Origin of the sequence: Streptomyces sp. NPDC002057 (assembly GCF_040296665.1) — a bacterium.
Taxonomy (GTDB): domain Bacteria; phylum Actinomycetota; class Actinomycetes; order Streptomycetales; family Streptomycetaceae; genus Streptomyces.
The window spans coordinates 225735-242837 of the sequence record NZ_JBEOXR010000001.1 but is presented as its reverse complement, the minus strand read 5'-3'; the positions used below and the strand labels follow the sequence as shown (position 1 = coordinate 242837).

Genomic DNA, 17103 nt, shown 5'->3' with positions numbered 1-17103 from the left:
CGGGGTGGACCGAGTCCTGGCCGCCGAGCCCGCAGCCGAGCCCGTGAAGACCCCTGCCCCGACACCCCCTGAGCCGTCCCTCCGGCCCAGGCACCGCGTCACCGCCTGGGCCGCGGGGCTGCTGCTGCCCGTCCCCGCCCTGCTCACGGCCTGCCGCCTCCTCGGCACGGACGCGGTCACGCCCGTGCCACAGCTGCTCTCCCTGCTGCCCTGGTGCGCGGTCCCCGCCGCGCTCGGGCTGCTCCTGGCGGCCGCGGCCCGGCGGCGGGCCCTCGGGGCCGTCGCCGCCGTGGTCCTCGCGGCCACCCTCTGGACGGCGCTGCCGTACGGGCCGGACGCCACCGGCGCGCACGGCCCGGTGGTGGCCCGGCTCAGGGTCCTCGCCTCGAACGTCGAGTTCGGCGAGGCCACCGGGGCGCTCGTCACCACGATCCGGCGGGAACGGCCCCAGCTCGTCTTCGTGTCGGAGTGCGACCGCGCGTGCGGACGGACCCTCACCACCGCCTTCGCCGAGGAACTCCCCCACTACGCGTCCGTGGAGGCCGACGGCTCGGCCGGCTCCGTCATCCTCAGCGCGTACCCGCTCCGCGACTGGCGGATGCTCCCCTCGGCCATGGGCATGCCCGGCGCGACCGCCGAGATCGGCGGGCGGTCCGTACGCCTCCAGCTCGCCCACCCGCTGCCGCCGCTGCCCGGCCAGGTCCACCTGTGGAAACGGGAACTCGGCCTGGTCGAGGACGCCGCCGCCCACGAAGGCCCCCTCCTGATCGCCGGCGACTTCAACGCCTCCCAGGACCACGCCGCCTTCCGCTCCGTGCTCGACGCGGGCGACCTCCACGACGCGGCCCGGCTCACGGGCGCGAGCCGCACCCCCACCTGGCCCATGGAGGGCCCCGTCCCCCCGTACGTCCAGATCGACCACGTCCTGGTCAGCGAGGACTTCACGGCCAGGGACACCCGCTTCCCCGACCTCCCCGGAACGGACCACAGGGCCGTCGTCACCGATCTCGACCTGCACACCGGGCGCTGATCGGCCACGCTTGAGGACATGGACAACGAGGAGATCCTGGACGACATCGGTGCCCTCGTCGAGGAGGAACGCGCCCTGAGACAGCGCACGGGCGGTCTCCTCCCCGAGGAACGCGCCCGCCTGGCCGACCTGGAGGTCCGCCTGGACCAGTGCTGGGACCTGCTGCGACAGCGCCGCGCGAAGGCCGAATTCGGCGAGGACCCGGACACGGCGGCCCTCCGCCCGGCCGCGGAGGTCGAGTCCTACCGCAACTAGCGCCGCGACGAGGCAGGGCGCCACCCCGACCACCGCGGCGCCGGCGCCGCCGGGCACCCCCCTCGGCCACGTACGTTTGGCCCCATGGCGCGCCCACACCCCACCCGCCTCGCCCCGCCCGCCTGGCTCACCGCCGGGTTCAAGCCCGCGGCCGTGCCCATTCCCTGGGCCGCCGTCGCGCGGGCCTCGGTCGCGCTCTCCGCGCCGCTCGCCGTCGGACTGGCCGCCGGGCAACCCGCGTACGGAGCGCTCGTCTCCATGGGCGCGCTCTCCGGGGTCATCGGCGACACCGCCGACGCCTACCGCATGCGGGTCTACAACATCGCCGTGCCCCAGCTCTTCGGTGCCGTCGGCGTCACCCTCGGCACCCTGGTCTTCGGGCACGGCTGGCTCGCCGTCGCCGTGCTGACGCTGGTCGCGCTGGTCTCCGGGATGATCTCCTCGATCGGGGCCGTCGCGTCCGTCTCCGGGCTCCTCCTGCTGCTCAACGCCGTCGTCGGCGCCGGTCTCCCGATGCCCGACCCCTGGTGGAAGGCGCCCCTGCTCCTCACCGTCGGCGGACTGTTCGTCCTCCTGCTCTCCCTGCTCGGCTGGCCGCTGCGGCGCGCCGCACCCGAGCGTTCCGCCGTCGCCGCGACCTACCGGGCCGTCGCCGAGCTGTACGGGGCGACGGGCAGCTCCGCGTACGACGAGAAGCGGCAGGCCGTCACCGCCTCGCTCAACCAGTCCTACGACCTGATCCTGGCCCGCCGCGCCCGCCAGCACGGCCGCGCGCCCTCCCTGGTCCGGCTGCTCGCCCAGCTGAACGTCGTCATCCCGCTGGTCGAGGCCGCCCCCGCCGCCCAGCTGCGGGCCCAGCTCTACGGCCCGCTGTCCCCGACGATCCCGGCGACCGTGCGCGAGCTGGCCGACGCCGTCGAGGAGGGCCGCACCGGGACACCCGTACTCGATCTGCCGGCCCCCGAGCGTCCGGCCGAGAAGGCCGTCGACCACGCCCTGCGGTACGCGGCCGCCGTCGTCCACAAGACCGAGCCCGACGCCTCCAACGTGGACGACCGGCTCGGCCGCCCCGCCGCGCTCCGGGTCCGCGTCCGCCGGGCCACCCGCGCCGTCCTGTTCTCCGAGGCCTCCTGGAGGTACGGGCTGCGGCTCGCGCTCTGCATCGGCCTCGCGCAGGCGCTGGTCTCGCTGATCGCCGTACCCCGCTCGTACTGGGTCGCGCTGACCGTCACGTTCGTGATGAAGCCCGACTTCGGTTCGGTCTTCTCCCGGGCCGTGCTCCGCGCCTTCGGCACCGCCGCCGGCCTGGTCCTCGCCGCCCTCGTCCTGGCCGAGGTGCCGCGCGGCTGGTGGGACGTGCCCGTGATGTGCGTCCTCGCGGCCCTCATCCCGGCCTTCTCCGCGAAGGGTTACGCCTTCCAGACCGCGGCCATCACCCCGGTGATCCTGCTGCTCTCCGACACCCTCAACCAGCAGGGCTTCGACCTGGTCATGCCCCGCCTGTACGACTCGCTCATCGGCTGCGGCATCGCGCTGATCGCCGGATACCTGCTCTGGCCCGAGTCCTGGCACGCCCGGATCGGGGACCGGCTCGCGGACGCCGTCGCCGACACCGCCGCCTATGTGACCTGCGCCTTCGGCGGGGCGGAGGGGCACGGCGGTGACCAGGGGGAGCGGCTGCGGGCCCGGCGGAAGCTCTACCGCGATCTGTCGACCGTACGCTCCGAGTTCCAGCGCGCCCTGACCGAACCGCCGCCCACCGGCGTCCGCGCCGCCGCCTGGTGGCCGCTCGTCGTCGCCGTCGAACGGATCGTGGACGCCACCACGGCTGCCCGGATCCGGGTCGATCACGGCGCCCCGGCCCCCGATCCCGCCGAGGTGGGCGCCGTGGAGCGGGAGTTGCGCGAGCTCGCCGACGGACTGCGGGACACCGACACCCTCGTGGAGGTCCGCACCGACCTCCCCGGCGACGAGAACGGAGTCCTGGAACCCCTCCGTCAGGAGGTCCGCGCGGCCCGCGCCATCGCCGGTCCCGACCTGCGGTAAACCCTCTTCCGGGGGCGCACGGGAGGACTTACCGGCGGTCACGGAGCGGAACCCTCCCCACCGCCGTTACCCGAAGCCACCCGGGCGACTACGATGCGCTCGATCTCACCGTGATCCGCGCCCGCCGCCGTCGGCAACCGGCCCGGCGGACGGGCCACTTCGCCCTGCCTCACCCCCCGCGCCCCGAGGACCCGCCCATGCGCACCACGACGAACAGAGGGCTCCAGCCCAATGTCCTCGGCACTTTCGACACGATCGTGATGGCCGTCGCCGGCAGCGCCCCCGCCTACTCGATGGCCGCGACCACCGCCGTCCTCTTCGGCGCCGTCGGCTACGGGGGCCCCGCCGCCCTGCTCTACTGCGCGATACCGATGTTCGGCATCGTCCTCGCCTACGCCCGCCTCGGGCGGATCGACGTCAACGCCGGTGCCGGCTACTCCTGGGTGGGCCGCACCCTCCACCCGTTCCTCGGCTTCCTCTCCGGCTGGGCCCTGGTCTTCGCCGCCACCGTCTTCATGGTGGCCGGCTCGCTGCCCGCCGGTTCCCTCACGCTCGCCCTGATCGACCCGGACCTCGCCGAGAGCACCCCGCTCGCCGCGGCCGTCGGCGCCGGCTGGTTCCTGATCATGCTGCTCGTCGTCCTGGGCGGCGCCCGGCTCACCGTGCGGGCCCAGCTGATCATGTCGGGCGTCGAGATGGTGATCCTCCTCGGCTTCATCCTGGCCGCCGTGGCCCACCGGGGACGGGCCACCGCCTTCGACTGGTCGTGGTTCGGCCTCGCCCGGTTCGACGGGCCGGAGGGCTTCGCGGCCGGCGCGCTGATCGCCGCGTTCTACTACTGGGGCTGGGACGTCACCAGCAACCTCAGCGAGGAGACCCGCGACAGCCGCCGCACCGCCGGACTCGCCGCGCTCGTCGGCGTCGCCTTCGTCTTCCTCCTCTTCGTGGCCGTCACCGTCGTGGTGAACGTCCTGCTGAGCGCGGAGGAGATCCGTACCGCGGGACCCAACGTCCTCGCCGTCATCGGCCAGGAGATCTGGCCGGGCGTCGGCGGCCGGCTCCTCGTCGTCGCCGTGCTCCTCTCCACCGTCGCCACCCTGGAGACCACCCTCATCCAGGTCACCCGCTCGCTCTTCGCGATGGGCCGCGACCGGACCCTGCCGTCCCCGCTCGGCACCGTGCACCGCCGCTGGAACACCCCGTGGGTCGCGATCGTCACCGTCGGCGGCGCCGCCCTGCTGATGTTCGCCGCCGCCGCGGCCGCCGGCTCGCTCCAGCAGATCCTCCGGGACGCCGTCTCCGCGATCGGCCTGCAGATCGCGTTCTACTACGGCCTCGCGGGCATCGCCGCCGTCGTCGCGTACAAGTCGGTCCTCTTCCGCTCCGTACGGAACCTGGTGCTCGGCGGCCTCTGGCCGCTGCTCGGCTCCGCCTTCATGCTCTGGGCGTTCGTCGAATCGCTCGGCGAACTCTCCACCACCGCCCTCACCATCGGCCTCGGCGGACTGCTCCTCGGCGTGGTCCCGCTCCTCGTGTACTGGCGCAAGGGCAGCGACTACTACCGCCCGGCCCGCCTGGACGCGGTCCGCGCGATGGCGGCCGCGGAGGGCTCCGACCCGGCCACGCGCGCGCGTACCGGCCCCCGGGACAAGAGCTACGCGACGGACTTCTGAGACCCGGACCTCCCGGACCGGACCACCGGGACCGGACCACCGGGACCGGGTCTCCGGGACCGGAACGGATCCGCGTCCGGAACCCGGCGGAACACCCCCCACGCCCACGACTTCTGACGGCAGCCGAACCCGAAGGAGGCCCCCGATGGCCGTACGCCGCCGCTCCGCGCGCTCGGCGCGTCCGGAACGCTTCGTGCCCGACTTCGACCCGGACTTCGGGGACCGCGCGCTGACCGAGGCGCGCCACGACATCGTCATCGGCCGCTGGCAGGGCGTACGGGACCTGCTCGCCGCCACCGGAGACCACTGGGAGCGCCGCACCCACCGGCTGCGGCTCCTCTCGCACGCCGCCGCCGGCAGCTCCACCGTGGAGACCTGGCGGGCCGCCGAACCGGGCAACCCCGACGCGGCCGTCCTGCGGGCGGCCACCGAGGTGGTCCGGGTCTTCGACGCGGCCATCGCCGCCGGCCGGGGCGCCGCCGTCGAACGGGGCCGGATCGACGCCGCCGTCGACGCCTGCCGGAGCGCCGCCGAGGCCGCACCCGCCGACCCCATGCCGTGGGTGTCGCTGCTCTCGGTCGCCCGGCTGTACGAGGGCGGGGTGCCGCGCCGGGAACTGCGCCACTGGTTCGACGAGTTGCGGCGCCGGGACCCGTACAACACGGAGGGCCACATCCAGGTGCTGCGCTACTGGTCGGCGCGGTGGCACGGCACCCACGGCAGCATGTACGACTTCGCCCGCGACGCGGCGGGCGTGGCACCGCCCGGCTCCCCGCTGCCGGTGCTCGTGCAGGTGGCCCGGGTCGAGGAGTACCGGTACATCGCGGACGGCGCCCTCGGCCGCGGCCCGGTGCGCGGCTTCGACCAGCACTGGAAGCACGAACTGGCGGTGACGGAACTGCGCCGCACGCACGCCCGCTGGATCGGCGGCAGGGAACCGGGCCGCCCGGTCGCACCGGAGGAGGTCGGCGACCTCAACTTCCTGGTCCACGCGGCCTGCTACGCGGGCCAGGTGGAGATCGCCCGCGAACTGCTCGGGATGCTGGGCGTCCGGGCGGCCTGGGTGCCGTGGGCCTACACGGGGGACCCGGAGGAGCAGTTCGTACGGTTCAGGGAGGGCCTGGGGGTGCCGGGCGGGGGCCCGGGGGCGGAGTGAGGCTCTCCGCCCCCGGTCCCTCGCGCGTCAGACCCCGATGTCGCGGCCGTCCGTGCGCCAGACGGCGACGACCGACGGCCGGACGATCTTTCCGGGTCCGTCGGGCCACTCCGACTTCGGGTTCTCGACGGAGGCGCCGTCGATCTCGCCCGGGTGCTGCACGGCCACCAGGACGCGGCGGTCCTGGATGATCGGGCCGCAGGTCTCGGCGCCCTTGGGCACGGTCAGGAACTGCTTGAGCTCACCGCGCCGCTCGCCCTGCGTCGCCACGCCGAACAGGCCGTCGTGCGAGCCGAGCTGGGCACCGTCGGTGGAGATCCACAGGTTGCCGTACGGGTCGAACGCCACGTTGTCCGGGCAGGAGATGGGGGAGACCTTCTCCTTGGGGTAGCCCGCGAAGTAGGTGGCCGGGTCGTTCGGGTCGCCGGCGACGAGGAAGAGGCGCCAGGCGAAGCCGTCGGAGGTCGGGTCGTCCCAGTTCTCGGCGAGTTCGAGGATCTGCCCGTGCTTGTTGAGGTTGCGCGGGTTGGCCTCGTCCGCGCCGGCCTTGCCGGCCTTGCCGCGGTCGGTGTTGTTGGTGAGCGCGACGTAGACGCGACCGGTGCGCGGGGACGGCTCGACGTCCTCGGGGCGGTCCATCTTCGTCGCCCCGACCTTGTCACCGGCGAGACGGGTGAAGACGTACACCTCGTCGGCGGTCATGCCGGGGACGTGCGAGACGTCGCCGGTGGCGAGCGGGATCCACACGCCGGAGCCGTCGAACTCGCCGTCGTTGGGGAGCTTGCCGGTGCCGTCGACCTCGGTCGGGGAGTCGCCGGTCAGCTTGGCGACGTACAGCGTGCCCTCGTCGAGCAGCGTCAGGTTGTGCTCACGGGCCGCCCGCGAGCCGCCCTTCTTCATCCGCTTGCTGGAGACGAACTTGTAGAAGTAGTCGAAGCGCTCGTCGTCGCCCATGTAGACGACCGGACGGCCGTCGGCGGTGAGACGGGGCTGCGCGGCCTCGTGCTTGAAGCGGCCGAGCGCGGTGCGCTTGCGGGGCGTGGAGTCGGGGTCGTACGGGTCGAGCTCGACGACCCAGCCGAAGCGGTGGACCTCGTTGGGCTCCTGCGCGAGGTCGAAGCGCTTGTCGAACCGCTCCCACTTGCGCTCGGTGGCACCGGAGCCGACGCCGTAGCGCTTGTCCGTGGCGCTGGAACCGTTGGCGAAGTACTGGTTGAAGTTCTCCTCGCCGTGGAGGGTGGTGCCCCACGGGGTGGTGCCGCCGGCGCAGTTGTTGAGCGTGCCGAGGACCTTGCGGCCGGTCGGGTCGACGGAGGTCTTGAGCAGGTCGCTGCCGGCGGCCGGGCCGGTCACCCGGAACTCGCTCGTCGTGTGCAGACGCCGGTTCAGGTAGTGGCGGCCGACCGGGGTGAGCTTGCCGGAGCGGCGCTCCTCCTGGACGACGACGACCGAGAGGCCGTGCGCGGCCCAGGCGATCTCGACCTGCTCGCGGGTCGGGTTGGCGGCGTCGTAGCCCCGGAACATCAGGACTTCGTCGGTGTACTCGTGGTTGGCGACGAGGACCTGGCGGTCGCGCTCGTCGTCCAGCGGCAGCAGGGAGAGGAAGTCGTTGTTGTAACCGAACTGCCCGGCCTGGGCCTTCGCCGTCTGCTTCTCGGAGTCGAAGGCGGGGGCGCCGCGGAGGATGGGCTCGCCCCAGCGGATGACCACGTTCTGGGAGTAGCCGGAGGGGACGGTGACCTTGTCCGCGGTGTTGGGCGCGACCGGGGTGAAGCGGAGGCCGCGGGCGCCGTCGGTCTTGACGGGGCCGGGTCCGTGACCGTGACCGTTGCCGTGGGCGACGGCCTCCGGGGCCTCGCCGAGCACCGCGGCGCCGCCGACGGCGGAGGCGACGGTCACGACGGCGGCGGCGCGCAGCGCGGAACGGCGGGAGAGGACACCGGCTATGACGTCACCGGCGTACTCGTTGTCGCTGGTGTTGGGCACCTCGTGGAAGCAGGCGTCACCGCACCGGTAACGGCAGGTGAGAGCGGAACGGCCGCCTCCGTGGGGGTTCGTGCTCAGCAGCGGCAGCAGTTTGCGCACTTCGTCCTCCTCCGGCGCACACTGCGCCGACATGCTGTCGGGATGTCTTCGGCCGCGACGCTATGTGTGCACGCCTGCACAGGGACTGCGACGGAGTGAACGCCGAATGAATCCCCGGCAACCGGGGGCCACCGGGGCACCGGAGAGGGAGGAGGTGGCCGCTAACCTTACGTGTCCGCCCTGGCCAGGGATGATCGTCCCGAAACGCCCAGTACGGACATTCACACGCACCCATCTCATGCGAAAGGGTTCGCCCATGGGTATTCGGAGCATGCTGCGCAAGGTATTCGGCCGGGACCGCGAGGAATCCCCGGCGACCTCCGTCCCGCCCCAGACGCGTGAGACCCCGTCCACGTCCCCGGACACCCCGGAGGCCGCGGCCCGCCGCGCGGCGGACGACCTGGTGGCGGCGTCGTTCGACAACCCGCAGATCCCGCGGGCACGCGCGAAGACCCCTGCGGCCGGGGCGAAGACGGCGGTGGCTGCGGCTCCCGCGGCTGAGGCCACGGCGCCTGAGGCCGAGGCTCCCGCGGCTGAGGCCGTGGAGGCGCCGGTCGCGGAAGCGCCGGTGACGGAAGCGCCGGTCGCGGCGGAGACGGTCACGGCCGAGGCGGAGACGCCGGTCGTCGAGGCCGACGCGCCTGCGGCTGAGGCGGAGACGCCGGTTGCCGGGACCGAGACGCCCGCCGCCGAGGCGGACGATGAGCCTGCCGCCGAGGCGGAGGCCCCTGTTGTCGAGGCTGAGGCCCCTGTTGTCGAGGCTGAGGTCTCGGAGACGGCGCCCGAGGAGTCGGCCGAAGCCACCCCGGAGGCAGAGGCGGACGTGGCGGCCGACGCGGAGCCGGACGCGGCCGTAGAGGCGGCGCCCGTGGCCGAACCGGAGCCGGCGGCGGAGCCGCAGGCCGTCGAGTCGGCGGAGACGCCGGACACCGACGAGCCGGCCGCGCCGACCACCCCGGCGGAGGCGACCGCCGTGGCGGCCACCGACACCGCCGGGGCACCGGCGGAGGAGCCCGTGACGGCTCCCGTCGCGGAGACGCCCGCACCGGCTCCGGAGAAGGAGCAGGAGCAGGCGGAGGAGCAGGCGGACGCGGAGCCCGTCGCCGTCGCTCCGGCGGAGGCGACCGTGGTGGCCGCCGACGCGACCCCCGCTCCCGCCCCGGCCGAGCCGGAGCCCGTCGTGGTCGAGGCGCCCGCCCCGGAACCGGAACTCGTCGTCGCGGCGACGGAGGAGCCGCAGGCCCAGGCCGACGAGGCCGCAGCCGAACTGCCCGCGCCGGCCGACGAGGCCGCCGCAGCCGAACTGCCCGCGCAGGCCGACGAGGTTCCGGCGCTGCCGGAAGCCGAGGAAGTCACGGAATCCGTGGCGGCCGAGGGCGCCCCCGCCGGCACGCCCGCTCTCCCCCTCCCCCGGCTCAAGGCCGCCGCCCCGCACCTCGTCGACGCCTACAAGGCCGCCGGGGCCCAGCTCAGGAAGCAGGGGCTCACGGGCGCGCGGGCCGCCGTGTACCTGGTGGTGGACCGGTCGGGTTCGATGCGCGGGTACTTCAAGGACGGCTCGGTGCAGCGGCTCGCGGAGCAGGTCACCGCGCTCGCGGCGCACCTCGACGAGGACGCCACCGTCACGACGGTGTTCTTCTCCACGGACATCGACGGCACCGTCGACCTGACGCCGGCCTCCCTCACTCCCACCCGCGTGGAGGAGGTCAACGCCACCCTCGGTCGCCTGGGCCGTACGAACTACCACCGCGCCGTGGAGGAGGTCCTCGCCCACCACGAGAAGGCGGACCCGGCCCGCCCCGCCCTGGTCGTCTTCCAGACGGACGGCGCGCCGGAGTCGAAGACCGCGGCCACGCAGGCGCTGGCCGAGGCGGCGGGACGTTCGGTGCACTGGCGGTTCGTGGCCTGGGGCGAGGAGGACAACAAGGCCTTCGACTTCGTCCGGAAGCTCGACGCCACTCCTCGTACCGCCGCGTTCTTCGCGGGTACGACCCCGGTCGAGACCCCGCACGCCGCCTTCTACCGCGGGCTGCTCGCCGGTCTGGAGCTCTGAGAACGGGCCGTGGTGACGGTGACCGGCAGGGTCACCGTCACCACGAGCCCGCCGCCCTCCCCCGCGTCCCGCGCCACCGCCCGCACGCTCCCGCCGTGCGCCACGGCGATCGACCGCACGATGGACAGTCCGAGCCCGGCGCCCGGCCCCATCCGGTCCCGGCCCTCGCCCCGCCGGAAGGGTTCGAAGAGTCCGTCGACGTCGTCGGCGGGGACAACGGGCCCGGTGTTGGTGACGGTCAGGACGCCATCGGACACCGACACGCGGACCTCGCCTCCCGGCACGTTGTAGGCGACCGCGTTCGCGACGAGGTTCCGTACCAGCTGCCCGAGCAGCACCCGGCTGCCCCGTACGACCCCGCCGCCGGCCGCCGCCACGACCGCGTCCGCGTACTCCTCCTCGACGACCTCGCCGAGCGCCACGTCCTCCCGTTCCGCGAGCCCCCGATCGCTGCGGGCGAGGAGCAGCAGACCGTCGATGAGCCGTTCGCTGCGCCGGTTGGCGTCGAGCAGGACGTCCCGTACCGCGCAGTCGTCGTCGAGTCCGACCTGGAGGGCGACGCGCTGGGTGGCGAGGGGGGTGCGCAGTTCGTGGGAGGCGTTGGCGATGAACCGGCGCTGGCTGTCGAAGGCGGTCTCCAGGCGTCCGAGCAGCGCGTCGATGGTGTCGCCGAGCTCCTTGAGCTCGTCGTCGGGCCCGCTGACGGCGATCCGGTCGTGGAGGGTGCGTTCGGAGAGGCGGCGGGCGCGGGCGGTCATCTCGTGGACGGGCCGCAGGACGCGCCCGGCGGTCCACCAGCCGACGACGACGGCGCAGCAGGCGGTGACGAGCAGGGCGAGGCAGGACCAGAGGAGCATCTGTTCGCCGGCGGCGCGTCTGATGTCGTCGCCCAGCCGGTACGCCTCGACGACCGCGGCTCCGTCCGTGGGGGACACGACCGCGTCCGTCGCCCAGTCCGTCCCGGCGAGGACGAGCAGGTTCACGACGAGCAGCAGCACCGTGCCGAGGACGAGGAAGGCACCTCCGTACACGAGCGCGATGCGGGTGCGGATGGTGGACCCGGAGCCCAGATACGGCCCGGGCGCCGAGGCGTCGGGCACGTCGGCCCCCGGCGCGGACGCGCTCACAGCCGGTACCCCACGCCCTGCACGGTCCCGATCAGACCCGGCTCGCCGAGCTTGGCGCGCAGTTTGCTCATGCAGACGCGTACGGCACCGGTGAAGGGGTCGGCGTGGACGTCCCAGGCGCGGTCGAGGAGCTCTTCGGCGGAGACGACGGCCCCCTCGGCCTCCAGCAGGATCTGGAGGACGGAGAACTCCTTCGGGGAGAGGTCGAGGTCCCGCCCGTCGCGGCCCGCGGTCCGCCGGACGGTGTCGACGCGGAGCCCGTACCGCTCCAGGAGCGGGGGCAGCGGCGGCCGGGCGGAACGGCGTCGCAGGGCCCGTACGCGGGAGACCAGCTCGGGGAATTCGAAGGGCTTGCCGAGGTAGTCGTCGGCGCCGAGGTCCAGCCCCTCGACCCGGTCGTCGACGCCCGTGGCGGCGGTCAGCATGAGGATGCGGGTGGGGGAGCCGGCGGCCACGAGCCGCCGGGCGACGTCGTCGCCGTGCACGCGGGGCAGGTCGCGGTCGAGGACGAGGACGTCGTAGGGGTGGAGACCGAGGTGGTCGAGGGCGGCGTCGCCGCTGTGGACGGTGTCGACGGCGAAGCCGGCCCGCCGGAGGCCGACGGCGACGAGCGCGGCGAGGTCCCGCTCGTCCTCGGCTACTAGTACTCGCATGCCGTCCATCTTCCCCAGGCCACGACCACGGCGACCCCCGGCCCCGGGCCGCCGGCGCCCGGCGGTCATCGATGTGAGTGGATCTTCGTACGACCGTTAGGATTTCGACCATGGCGGCCACTGGATCCGAGAAGCAGGGGGCGAAGGCGTTCTACGTCACGACCCCCATTTACTACGTCAACGACGCTCCTCACCTGGGCCACGCCTATACGACCGTCGCAGGCGACGTGCTCACGCGCTGGCACCGTCAGCGCGGCGAGAAGGTGTGGTTCCTCACCGGCACGGACGAGCACGGTCAGAAGATCATGCGCACGGCCGAGGCGAACGACGTCACGCCCCAGGCCTGGTGCGACAAGCTCGTCGAGGAGGCGTGGAAGCCCCTCTGGGAGCACCTGAACATCGCGAACGACGACTTCATCCGCACCACGCAGAAGCGTCACACCGACCGCGTGCAGGAGTTCGTGCAGGACCTGTACGACAAGGACGAGATCTACAAGGGCGGGTACGAAGGCCCGTACTGCGTGGGCTGCGAGGAGTACAAGCTCCCCGGCGACCTCATCGAGGCCGAGGACGGCACGAAGCTGTGCGCCGTCCACAAGAAGCCGGTGGAGATCCTCAAGGAGGAGAACTACTTCTTCAAGCTGAGCGAGTACGGCCCGAAGCTCCTGGAGTTCTACGAGGCGAACCCGGGCTTCATCCAGCCGGAGTCGGCCCGCAACGAGGTCGTGAACTTCGTCAAGCAGGGCCTGGAGGACCTCTCCATCTCGCGCTCGACGTTCGACTGGGGCGTCCCGGTGCCGTGGGACGAGAAGCACGTCATCTACGTGTGGATCGACGCGCTCCTGAACTACGCGACGGCCGTCGGCTACAACGAGAACCCGGCGAAGTTCGACGAGACCTTCCCGGCGAACGTGCACCTCATCGGCAAGGACATCCTCCGCTTCCACGCGGTGATCTGGCCGGCGATGCTGATGGCGCAGGGCCTGCCGGTCCCGGGCCGGGTCGCGGCCAACGGCTGGCTGATGGTCGGCGGCGAGAAGATGTCGAAGTCGAACCTGACCGGCATCAAGCCGCAGGACCTGACCTCGCACTTCGGCGTGGACGCGTACCGCTGGTACTTCCTGCGGGCGATCGCGTTCGGCCAGGACGGCTCGTTCTCGTGGGAGGACTTCACCGCCCGCTACACGAGCGAGCTGGCCAACGACTACGGCAACCTGGCGTCCCGCGTGGCCGCCATGGTCGGCAAGTACTTCGACGGCGCGCTGCCGGCCTCGGCGGCCGACGGCGACGCGGAGAAGGCGATCCACGAGGGCCTCGCCAAGGCCGTCGCGACGGCCGACGCGAAGATCGGCGAGGAGCTGGACTTCCAGGCCGGCATCCTGGCGATCTTCGACTTCGTGAAGCAGGTCAACGGCTACATCACGGAGCAGGAGCCCTGGAAGGTCGCGAAGGACGAGTCGGAGGAGGGCCGGGCGCGCCTGGCGACGATCCTCTACACGGCCGCCGAGTCCCTCCGCGCCGTCGCGGTCCTGCTGAACCCGATCATGCCGGAGACCTCGCAGGCCCTGTGGGACTCCCTGGGCGCCGAGGCGTCCCTGGGCGCCCTGGCCGCGCAGCCGGTCCAGTCCGCGGCCACGTGGGGGCAGCTCCCGGCGGGCGCGACGGTGACGAAGGGCGCGGTGCTGTTCCCGCGCCTGGAGGAGAAGAAGGACTGAGTCCCTCCGCTCCTGCCCGTACGGCTGTGGCCGCCGCTCCCGCCCGGGGCGGCGGCCACAGCCGCGTGAGCGCGCGGGTAGGGTCCCCCTTCTGATCATCAGACCGGCCGGTGGGCCGGTCCGTCCACGCCGGGGGGCCTCGACCATGTCCACATCCACGCCCGCTTCCACAGCCACGGGCACGCCCGCTTCCACGCCCGCGGCCGGGTCCACGACCGCGCCGAACCGCCGGTCGGCTCTCGCCGTCCTCGCCGGAGTGGCGGCGGGCGGCTCGCTGCCGTTCGCCGCGGCCACCGCCGCCGTCGGCGCGCCGGGGGTGGGGGGCACGACAGCCGCGCCGGCGGGGGCCACGACAGCCGCTCCGGCGGTGCCCTCGGCGCCCGGCGGAAAGCTCCCGATGGTGGCCGACCCCGGCGACCCGTGGCACTTCGCCGCCCATCCGTCCGGCGCGCTGACCACCCGCGTCCTCCCCGGCACACCCGCCTGCCTGGAGGTGTCCGACGAGGGCGGAGTGCTCGCCGTCCTCACCACCGGCGCCAAGACGGTGACGGTCCGCGGACCGAAGCGCTGGTTCACGGAACAGAAGAAGCCCTTCACCGACCGCTTCCACCGCACACCGGCCGCGGGCTGGGGCGTCTCCCCCGGCGGCGGCACCTGGTCGTCCCACAACGGCGTGGCCGCGAACTACTTCCTGGAGGCCGGGCGCGCCGTCATCGCCCTCACCGATGACGACGCCAGCCGGCACGTCTTCCTCTCCGACCGGCAGGTCGGCGACTTCGACGCCTCCGCCCGCTTCTCCTTCGACACGGTCCCCACTGGCGCTCCCGTCTCACTGGCGCTCTCGTTCGGGGTCCAGGACGTCGACAACCACTACCGGGCACGCCTCGAAGTGACCCCCGCCGGTGACGTACGCCTCGCCCTGGAGAAGGAACTCGCGGACGACACCACCACCTTGGCCGCCGCCGTCACGGTCGACACCGGCTTCGCCGCCTTCGACCACTGGTGGGTGCAGGTGGAGAAGAGCGGTCCCCTGATCCGGGCCCGCGCCTGGCGCGACGGCACGGACACTCCGGAGGACTGGCGCCACACCGTGCGCGACCCCGAGCAGCGGCCGGACAGGGTCTTCGACGCGGGCGCCCTCGGAGTCCGCGCCCTCGCCTCCAAGGGGGCCACGGTGCCGCTGGAGGCGCGGATCTACGACTTCGTGGTCGCCTCCGCCGACTGGCCGGACCCGCCGGTGGTCTGCCACGACACCTGGGTACGGGTCCTGCCCGAGCCCTTCGACGGCACCTGGTCCCCGGCGCTTGAGCAGCGGATCCGTGCCTGGGCCGGGGACACCTCGCCCGACGCCCTCGCGTACGCCTCCATGTTCCGGCCCTACGCGCCCACCGTGACCGACCCCGCGCTCCAGGGCGCGCGGGTCCTCGGCACGTCCGGGTACAGCGACACGGACGGGGCCGGACTGCGCTATGTCGGCGCCGACTTCCACGAGTACATGGGGCTCGCCTGGACCTTCCCCGCCAGCGGCGAGAGCACCGGGGTCCCGGAGACGAAGTGGCGGGGCAACCTCGACTGCTCGGGCTTCGTCCGCATGGTCTACGGCCACCACATGGGCATCCCGATGGTCCTCCACAAGAAGTACAACGGCCTGAACCTGCCCCGTGAGTCGAAGCGGCAGGCCACCTCCGGCCCCGGCACGGTCGTGGCCAAGGGCACCGACGCGCCGCCCTCGCTCGCCGCGCTGCGCGTCGGTGACGTGGTGTTCTTCGACGCGCCCACCGACCCCGCGGACAACGAGGCCACGGCCGGGGTCGTCGACCACACCGGCATCTATGTCGGCCGGGACCAGCACGGCAAACTCCGGTTCGTCTCCAGCCGCAGGACCCCGAACGGCCCGACCATGGCCGACCTGGGGGCCAAGTCGATCCTGAACGGCGCGCCGACCGACCTGTACACGAAGTCCCTGCGGGTGATCCGCCGGTTCTGACGCCCCGCGCGACGGTCAGGCGACCACGAGGACCGCGACGGCGGGCGCCATGTAGACCAGCGGGAAGGGCACGTGGCCGTACGAGCGGGCCCGGAGCACGGTGACCACGGCTCCGGCGAAGTACAGGACGAGCCCGACGGCCGCCAGGGTCCCGACGAGGGGCACGAAGAACCCGACGACCAGCCCCACGGCGCCGGCGACCTTGGCGGCCCCGAGCCAGTTCCACCAGGCCCGGGGCACCCCGTACGCGGCGAGCGGCTCGACGACGAACGTCGCCCGGAGGAAGACCGACGCCCCGGAGAACCCGGCCATGAACGCGGCGACGGCGGTGACGACGGTGGTGGTGGTGGACATGGCGTGGGCTCCTTCAGCCTCTCCGTAGTCCGCCTCGTTCGAGCCGGACACAGCACTGACGGAGCGGGGACGGGATGTGTGACAGGAACGAGAAGGGAAACGGGCGTCCCGAGATCGCTCCCCCGCGATACGGAGGAAAAGCCGGTGAACTCCCGACAGGAAGGTCCGCGCTCATGATCGGGGACGCTGCTGACGACAGCCTTGGCCCGGTTGCTCCCGTCCCGGCCGGGCCGGGCGTGGATCCGACGCTGTGGCGGCGGATCGCGGCCGGTTGCCGCGCCGTCGGAGCGGGCTCGGTGCTCTACGAGTCCGAGGGAGCTGCCGGAGCCCGGCTGTCGATCGGCTCGGGCCATGAGATCGTCCGCCTGCCGTGCGTCCTCTCCACCCCGGACCGTCAGGGCGTCGTGCGGTTGCCCGGCCCGGGGTACGCGCTCCTCGGCGGAACGGCCCGCTTCATGGCGGCGGCCGTGGGCGAAGGCGTCGACGAGGCCCGCGCCCGCTTCGCGCGCTACGCCCGCGCCCTGGCCCACCGGAATCCGGTTCTGGTCACAGTGGCGGCGGCCCATCCGCCCGCACGGCTGGCCTGGTCGCGGCCGGCCGACACCGAACCAGGCAGCGCGGCAGCGCACCAACTGTTCCTGCTCGGCGAGTTCGCGTCGGAGAGACTCGACGCATCCGCCTTCGCCCATGGTTGGTGGGCGGGCCGCCGGGCCGCGCAGACGAAGGGGGAACGACTGCGAGGGCCCCTGGCCGAGCTCTTCGACCAGGTCTCCGCGACCCTGGAGGAGTACGGAACAGACCCCGCCCTCAGAGAGCCGGGGGACCTGTCAGACGCCCAACTGCGCCACGCGATAAGGAACATGATGAACGAAACCGTCTAGGACCGAGTTCGAGGTTCACCGTCCGCCCCGGCCAGGGCGAGGACAGCGGCTTCGACCTCGGGGACCCTTCACCGGCGTCGGCACGTCG

13 protein-coding genes are annotated in these 17103 nt (G+C 73.2%); 9 read left to right on the top strand and 4 right to left on the bottom strand.

Annotation, left to right across the window (positions count from 1 at the left end; all coding sequences use genetic code 11):
• The first annotated feature begins 4 nt into the window (after positions 1 to 4).
• The 5 genes from ABT129_RS01080 to ABT129_RS01060 all read left to right on the top strand — a co-directional run bounded on the left by ABT129_RS01080 (position 5) and on the right by ABT129_RS01060 (position 6160).
• Positions 5 to 1030, top strand: coding sequence for an endonuclease/exonuclease/phosphatase family protein (locus tag ABT129_RS01080; RefSeq protein WP_351894972.1), 1026 nt, complete (start codon positions 5 to 7; stop codon positions 1028 to 1030).
• Between the two features lie 18 nt (positions 1031 to 1048).
• Entirely contained in the window at positions 1049 to 1285 is a 237-nt protein-coding gene (locus ABT129_RS01075; RefSeq protein WP_351894970.1) for a DUF2630 family protein, read from the top strand.
• A gap of 84 nt (positions 1286 to 1369) precedes the next feature.
• Positions 1370 to 3331 carry an FUSC family protein gene (locus ABT129_RS01070; protein ID WP_351894967.1) on the top strand — a complete coding sequence of 654 codons (1962 nt, stop codon included), beginning with the start codon at positions 1370 to 1372 and terminating at the stop codon, positions 3329 to 3331.
• Between the two features lie 197 nt (positions 3332 to 3528).
• Positions 3529 to 5004 (top strand): APC family permease, encoded by a 1476-nt coding sequence (locus ABT129_RS01065; protein ID WP_351894965.1) that lies wholly within the window; start codon positions 3529 to 3531, stop codon positions 5002 to 5004.
• A gap of 145 nt (positions 5005 to 5149) precedes the next feature.
• Positions 5150 to 6160 (top strand): hypothetical protein, encoded by a 1011-nt coding sequence (locus ABT129_RS01060; protein ID WP_351894963.1) that lies wholly within the window; start codon positions 5150 to 5152, stop codon positions 6158 to 6160.
• Between the two features lie 27 nt (positions 6161 to 6187).
• Here the strand turns inward: ABT129_RS01060 and ABT129_RS01055 are convergent, their stop codons facing one another.
• Positions 6188 to 8245 (bottom strand): PhoX family protein, encoded by a 2058-nt coding sequence (locus ABT129_RS01055; protein WP_351894960.1) that lies wholly within the window; start codon positions 8243 to 8245, stop codon positions 6188 to 6190.
• Positions 8246 to 8501: 256 nt separating this feature from the next.
• Here ABT129_RS01055 and ABT129_RS01050 point away from each other — a divergent pair, with 256 nt between their 5' ends.
• Positions 8502 to 10298, top strand: coding sequence for a VWA domain-containing protein (locus ABT129_RS01050; protein ID WP_351894958.1), 1797 nt, complete (start codon positions 8502 to 8504; stop codon positions 10296 to 10298).
• On the opposite strand, the gene ABT129_RS01045 is transcribed toward ABT129_RS01050, so the two are convergent.
• Together ABT129_RS01045 and ABT129_RS01040 are read right to left on the bottom strand one after the other, a co-directional pair.
• A complete protein-coding gene (locus ABT129_RS01045; protein WP_351895283.1) occupies positions 10265 to 11398 on the bottom strand; it encodes a sensor histidine kinase in 1134 nt (377 codons plus the stop codon). The two genes, ABT129_RS01050 and ABT129_RS01045, sit on opposite strands and share 34 nt — an antisense overlap.
• A 23-nt stretch (positions 11399 to 11421) precedes the next feature.
• Positions 11422 to 12078, bottom strand: a complete 657-nt coding sequence (locus tag ABT129_RS01040; RefSeq protein WP_351894956.1) for a response regulator transcription factor — start codon at positions 12076 to 12078, stop codon at positions 11422 to 11424.
• Positions 12079 to 12188: 110 nt separating this feature from the next.
• Between ABT129_RS01040 and metG the strand changes: the two genes are divergently transcribed.
• Together metG and ABT129_RS01030 are read left to right on the top strand one after the other, a co-directional pair.
• Positions 12189 to 13793, top strand: coding sequence for a methionine--tRNA ligase (metG, locus tag ABT129_RS01035; protein ID WP_351894953.1), 1605 nt, complete (start codon positions 12189 to 12191; stop codon positions 13791 to 13793).
• 145 nt (positions 13794 to 13938) lie between these two features.
• Positions 13939 to 15780: an NlpC/P60 family protein gene (locus ABT129_RS01030; protein WP_351894950.1), complete on the top strand. Its 1842-nt coding sequence runs from the start codon at positions 13939 to 13941 to the stop codon at positions 15778 to 15780.
• Between the two features lie 15 nt (positions 15781 to 15795).
• Here the strand turns inward: ABT129_RS01030 and ABT129_RS01025 are convergent, their stop codons facing one another.
• Positions 15796 to 16134, bottom strand: a complete 339-nt coding sequence (locus ABT129_RS01025; RefSeq protein WP_351894947.1) for a DoxX family protein — start codon at positions 16132 to 16134, stop codon at positions 15796 to 15798.
• Positions 16135 to 16370: 236 nt separating this feature from the next.
• On the opposite strand from ABT129_RS01025, the gene ABT129_RS01020 reads away from it, so the two are divergent.
• Positions 16371 to 17015 carry a hypothetical protein gene (locus tag ABT129_RS01020; RefSeq protein ID WP_351894945.1) on the top strand — a complete coding sequence of 215 codons (645 nt, stop codon included), beginning with the start codon at positions 16371 to 16373 and terminating at the stop codon, positions 17013 to 17015.
• Positions 17016 to 17103: the final 88 nt, after the last annotated feature.

Excerpts from the sequence above, each read along its gene's own strand:
- ABT129_RS01065 (WP_351894965.1), top strand. The coding sequence starts at position 3,529 with ATGCGCACCACGACGAACAGAGGGCTCCAGCCCAATGTCCTCGGCACT.
- ABT129_RS01070 (WP_351894967.1), top strand. The coding sequence starts at position 1,370 with ATGGCGCGCCCACACCCCACCCGCCTCGCCCCGCCCGCCTGGCTCACC.
- ABT129_RS01075 (WP_351894970.1), top strand. The coding sequence starts at position 1,049 with ATGGACAACGAGGAGATCCTGGACGACATCGGTGCCCTCGTCGAGGAG.
- ABT129_RS01030 (WP_351894950.1), top strand. The coding sequence starts at position 13,939 with ATGTCCACATCCACGCCCGCTTCCACAGCCACGGGCACGCCCGCTTCC.
- metG (WP_351894953.1), top strand. The coding sequence starts at position 12,189 with ATGGCGGCCACTGGATCCGAGAAGCAGGGGGCGAAGGCGTTCTACGTC.
- ABT129_RS01050 (WP_351894958.1), top strand. The coding sequence starts at position 8,502 with ATGGGTATTCGGAGCATGCTGCGCAAGGTATTCGGCCGGGACCGCGAG.
- ABT129_RS01040 (WP_351894956.1), bottom strand. The coding sequence starts at position 12,078 with ATGCGAGTACTAGTAGCCGAGGACGAGCGGGACCTCGCCGCGCTCGTC.
- ABT129_RS01060 (WP_351894963.1), top strand. The coding sequence starts at position 5,150 with ATGGCCGTACGCCGCCGCTCCGCGCGCTCGGCGCGTCCGGAACGCTTC.
- ABT129_RS01025 (WP_351894947.1), bottom strand. The coding sequence starts at position 16,134 with ATGTCCACCACCACCACCGTCGTCACCGCCGTCGCCGCGTTCATGGCC.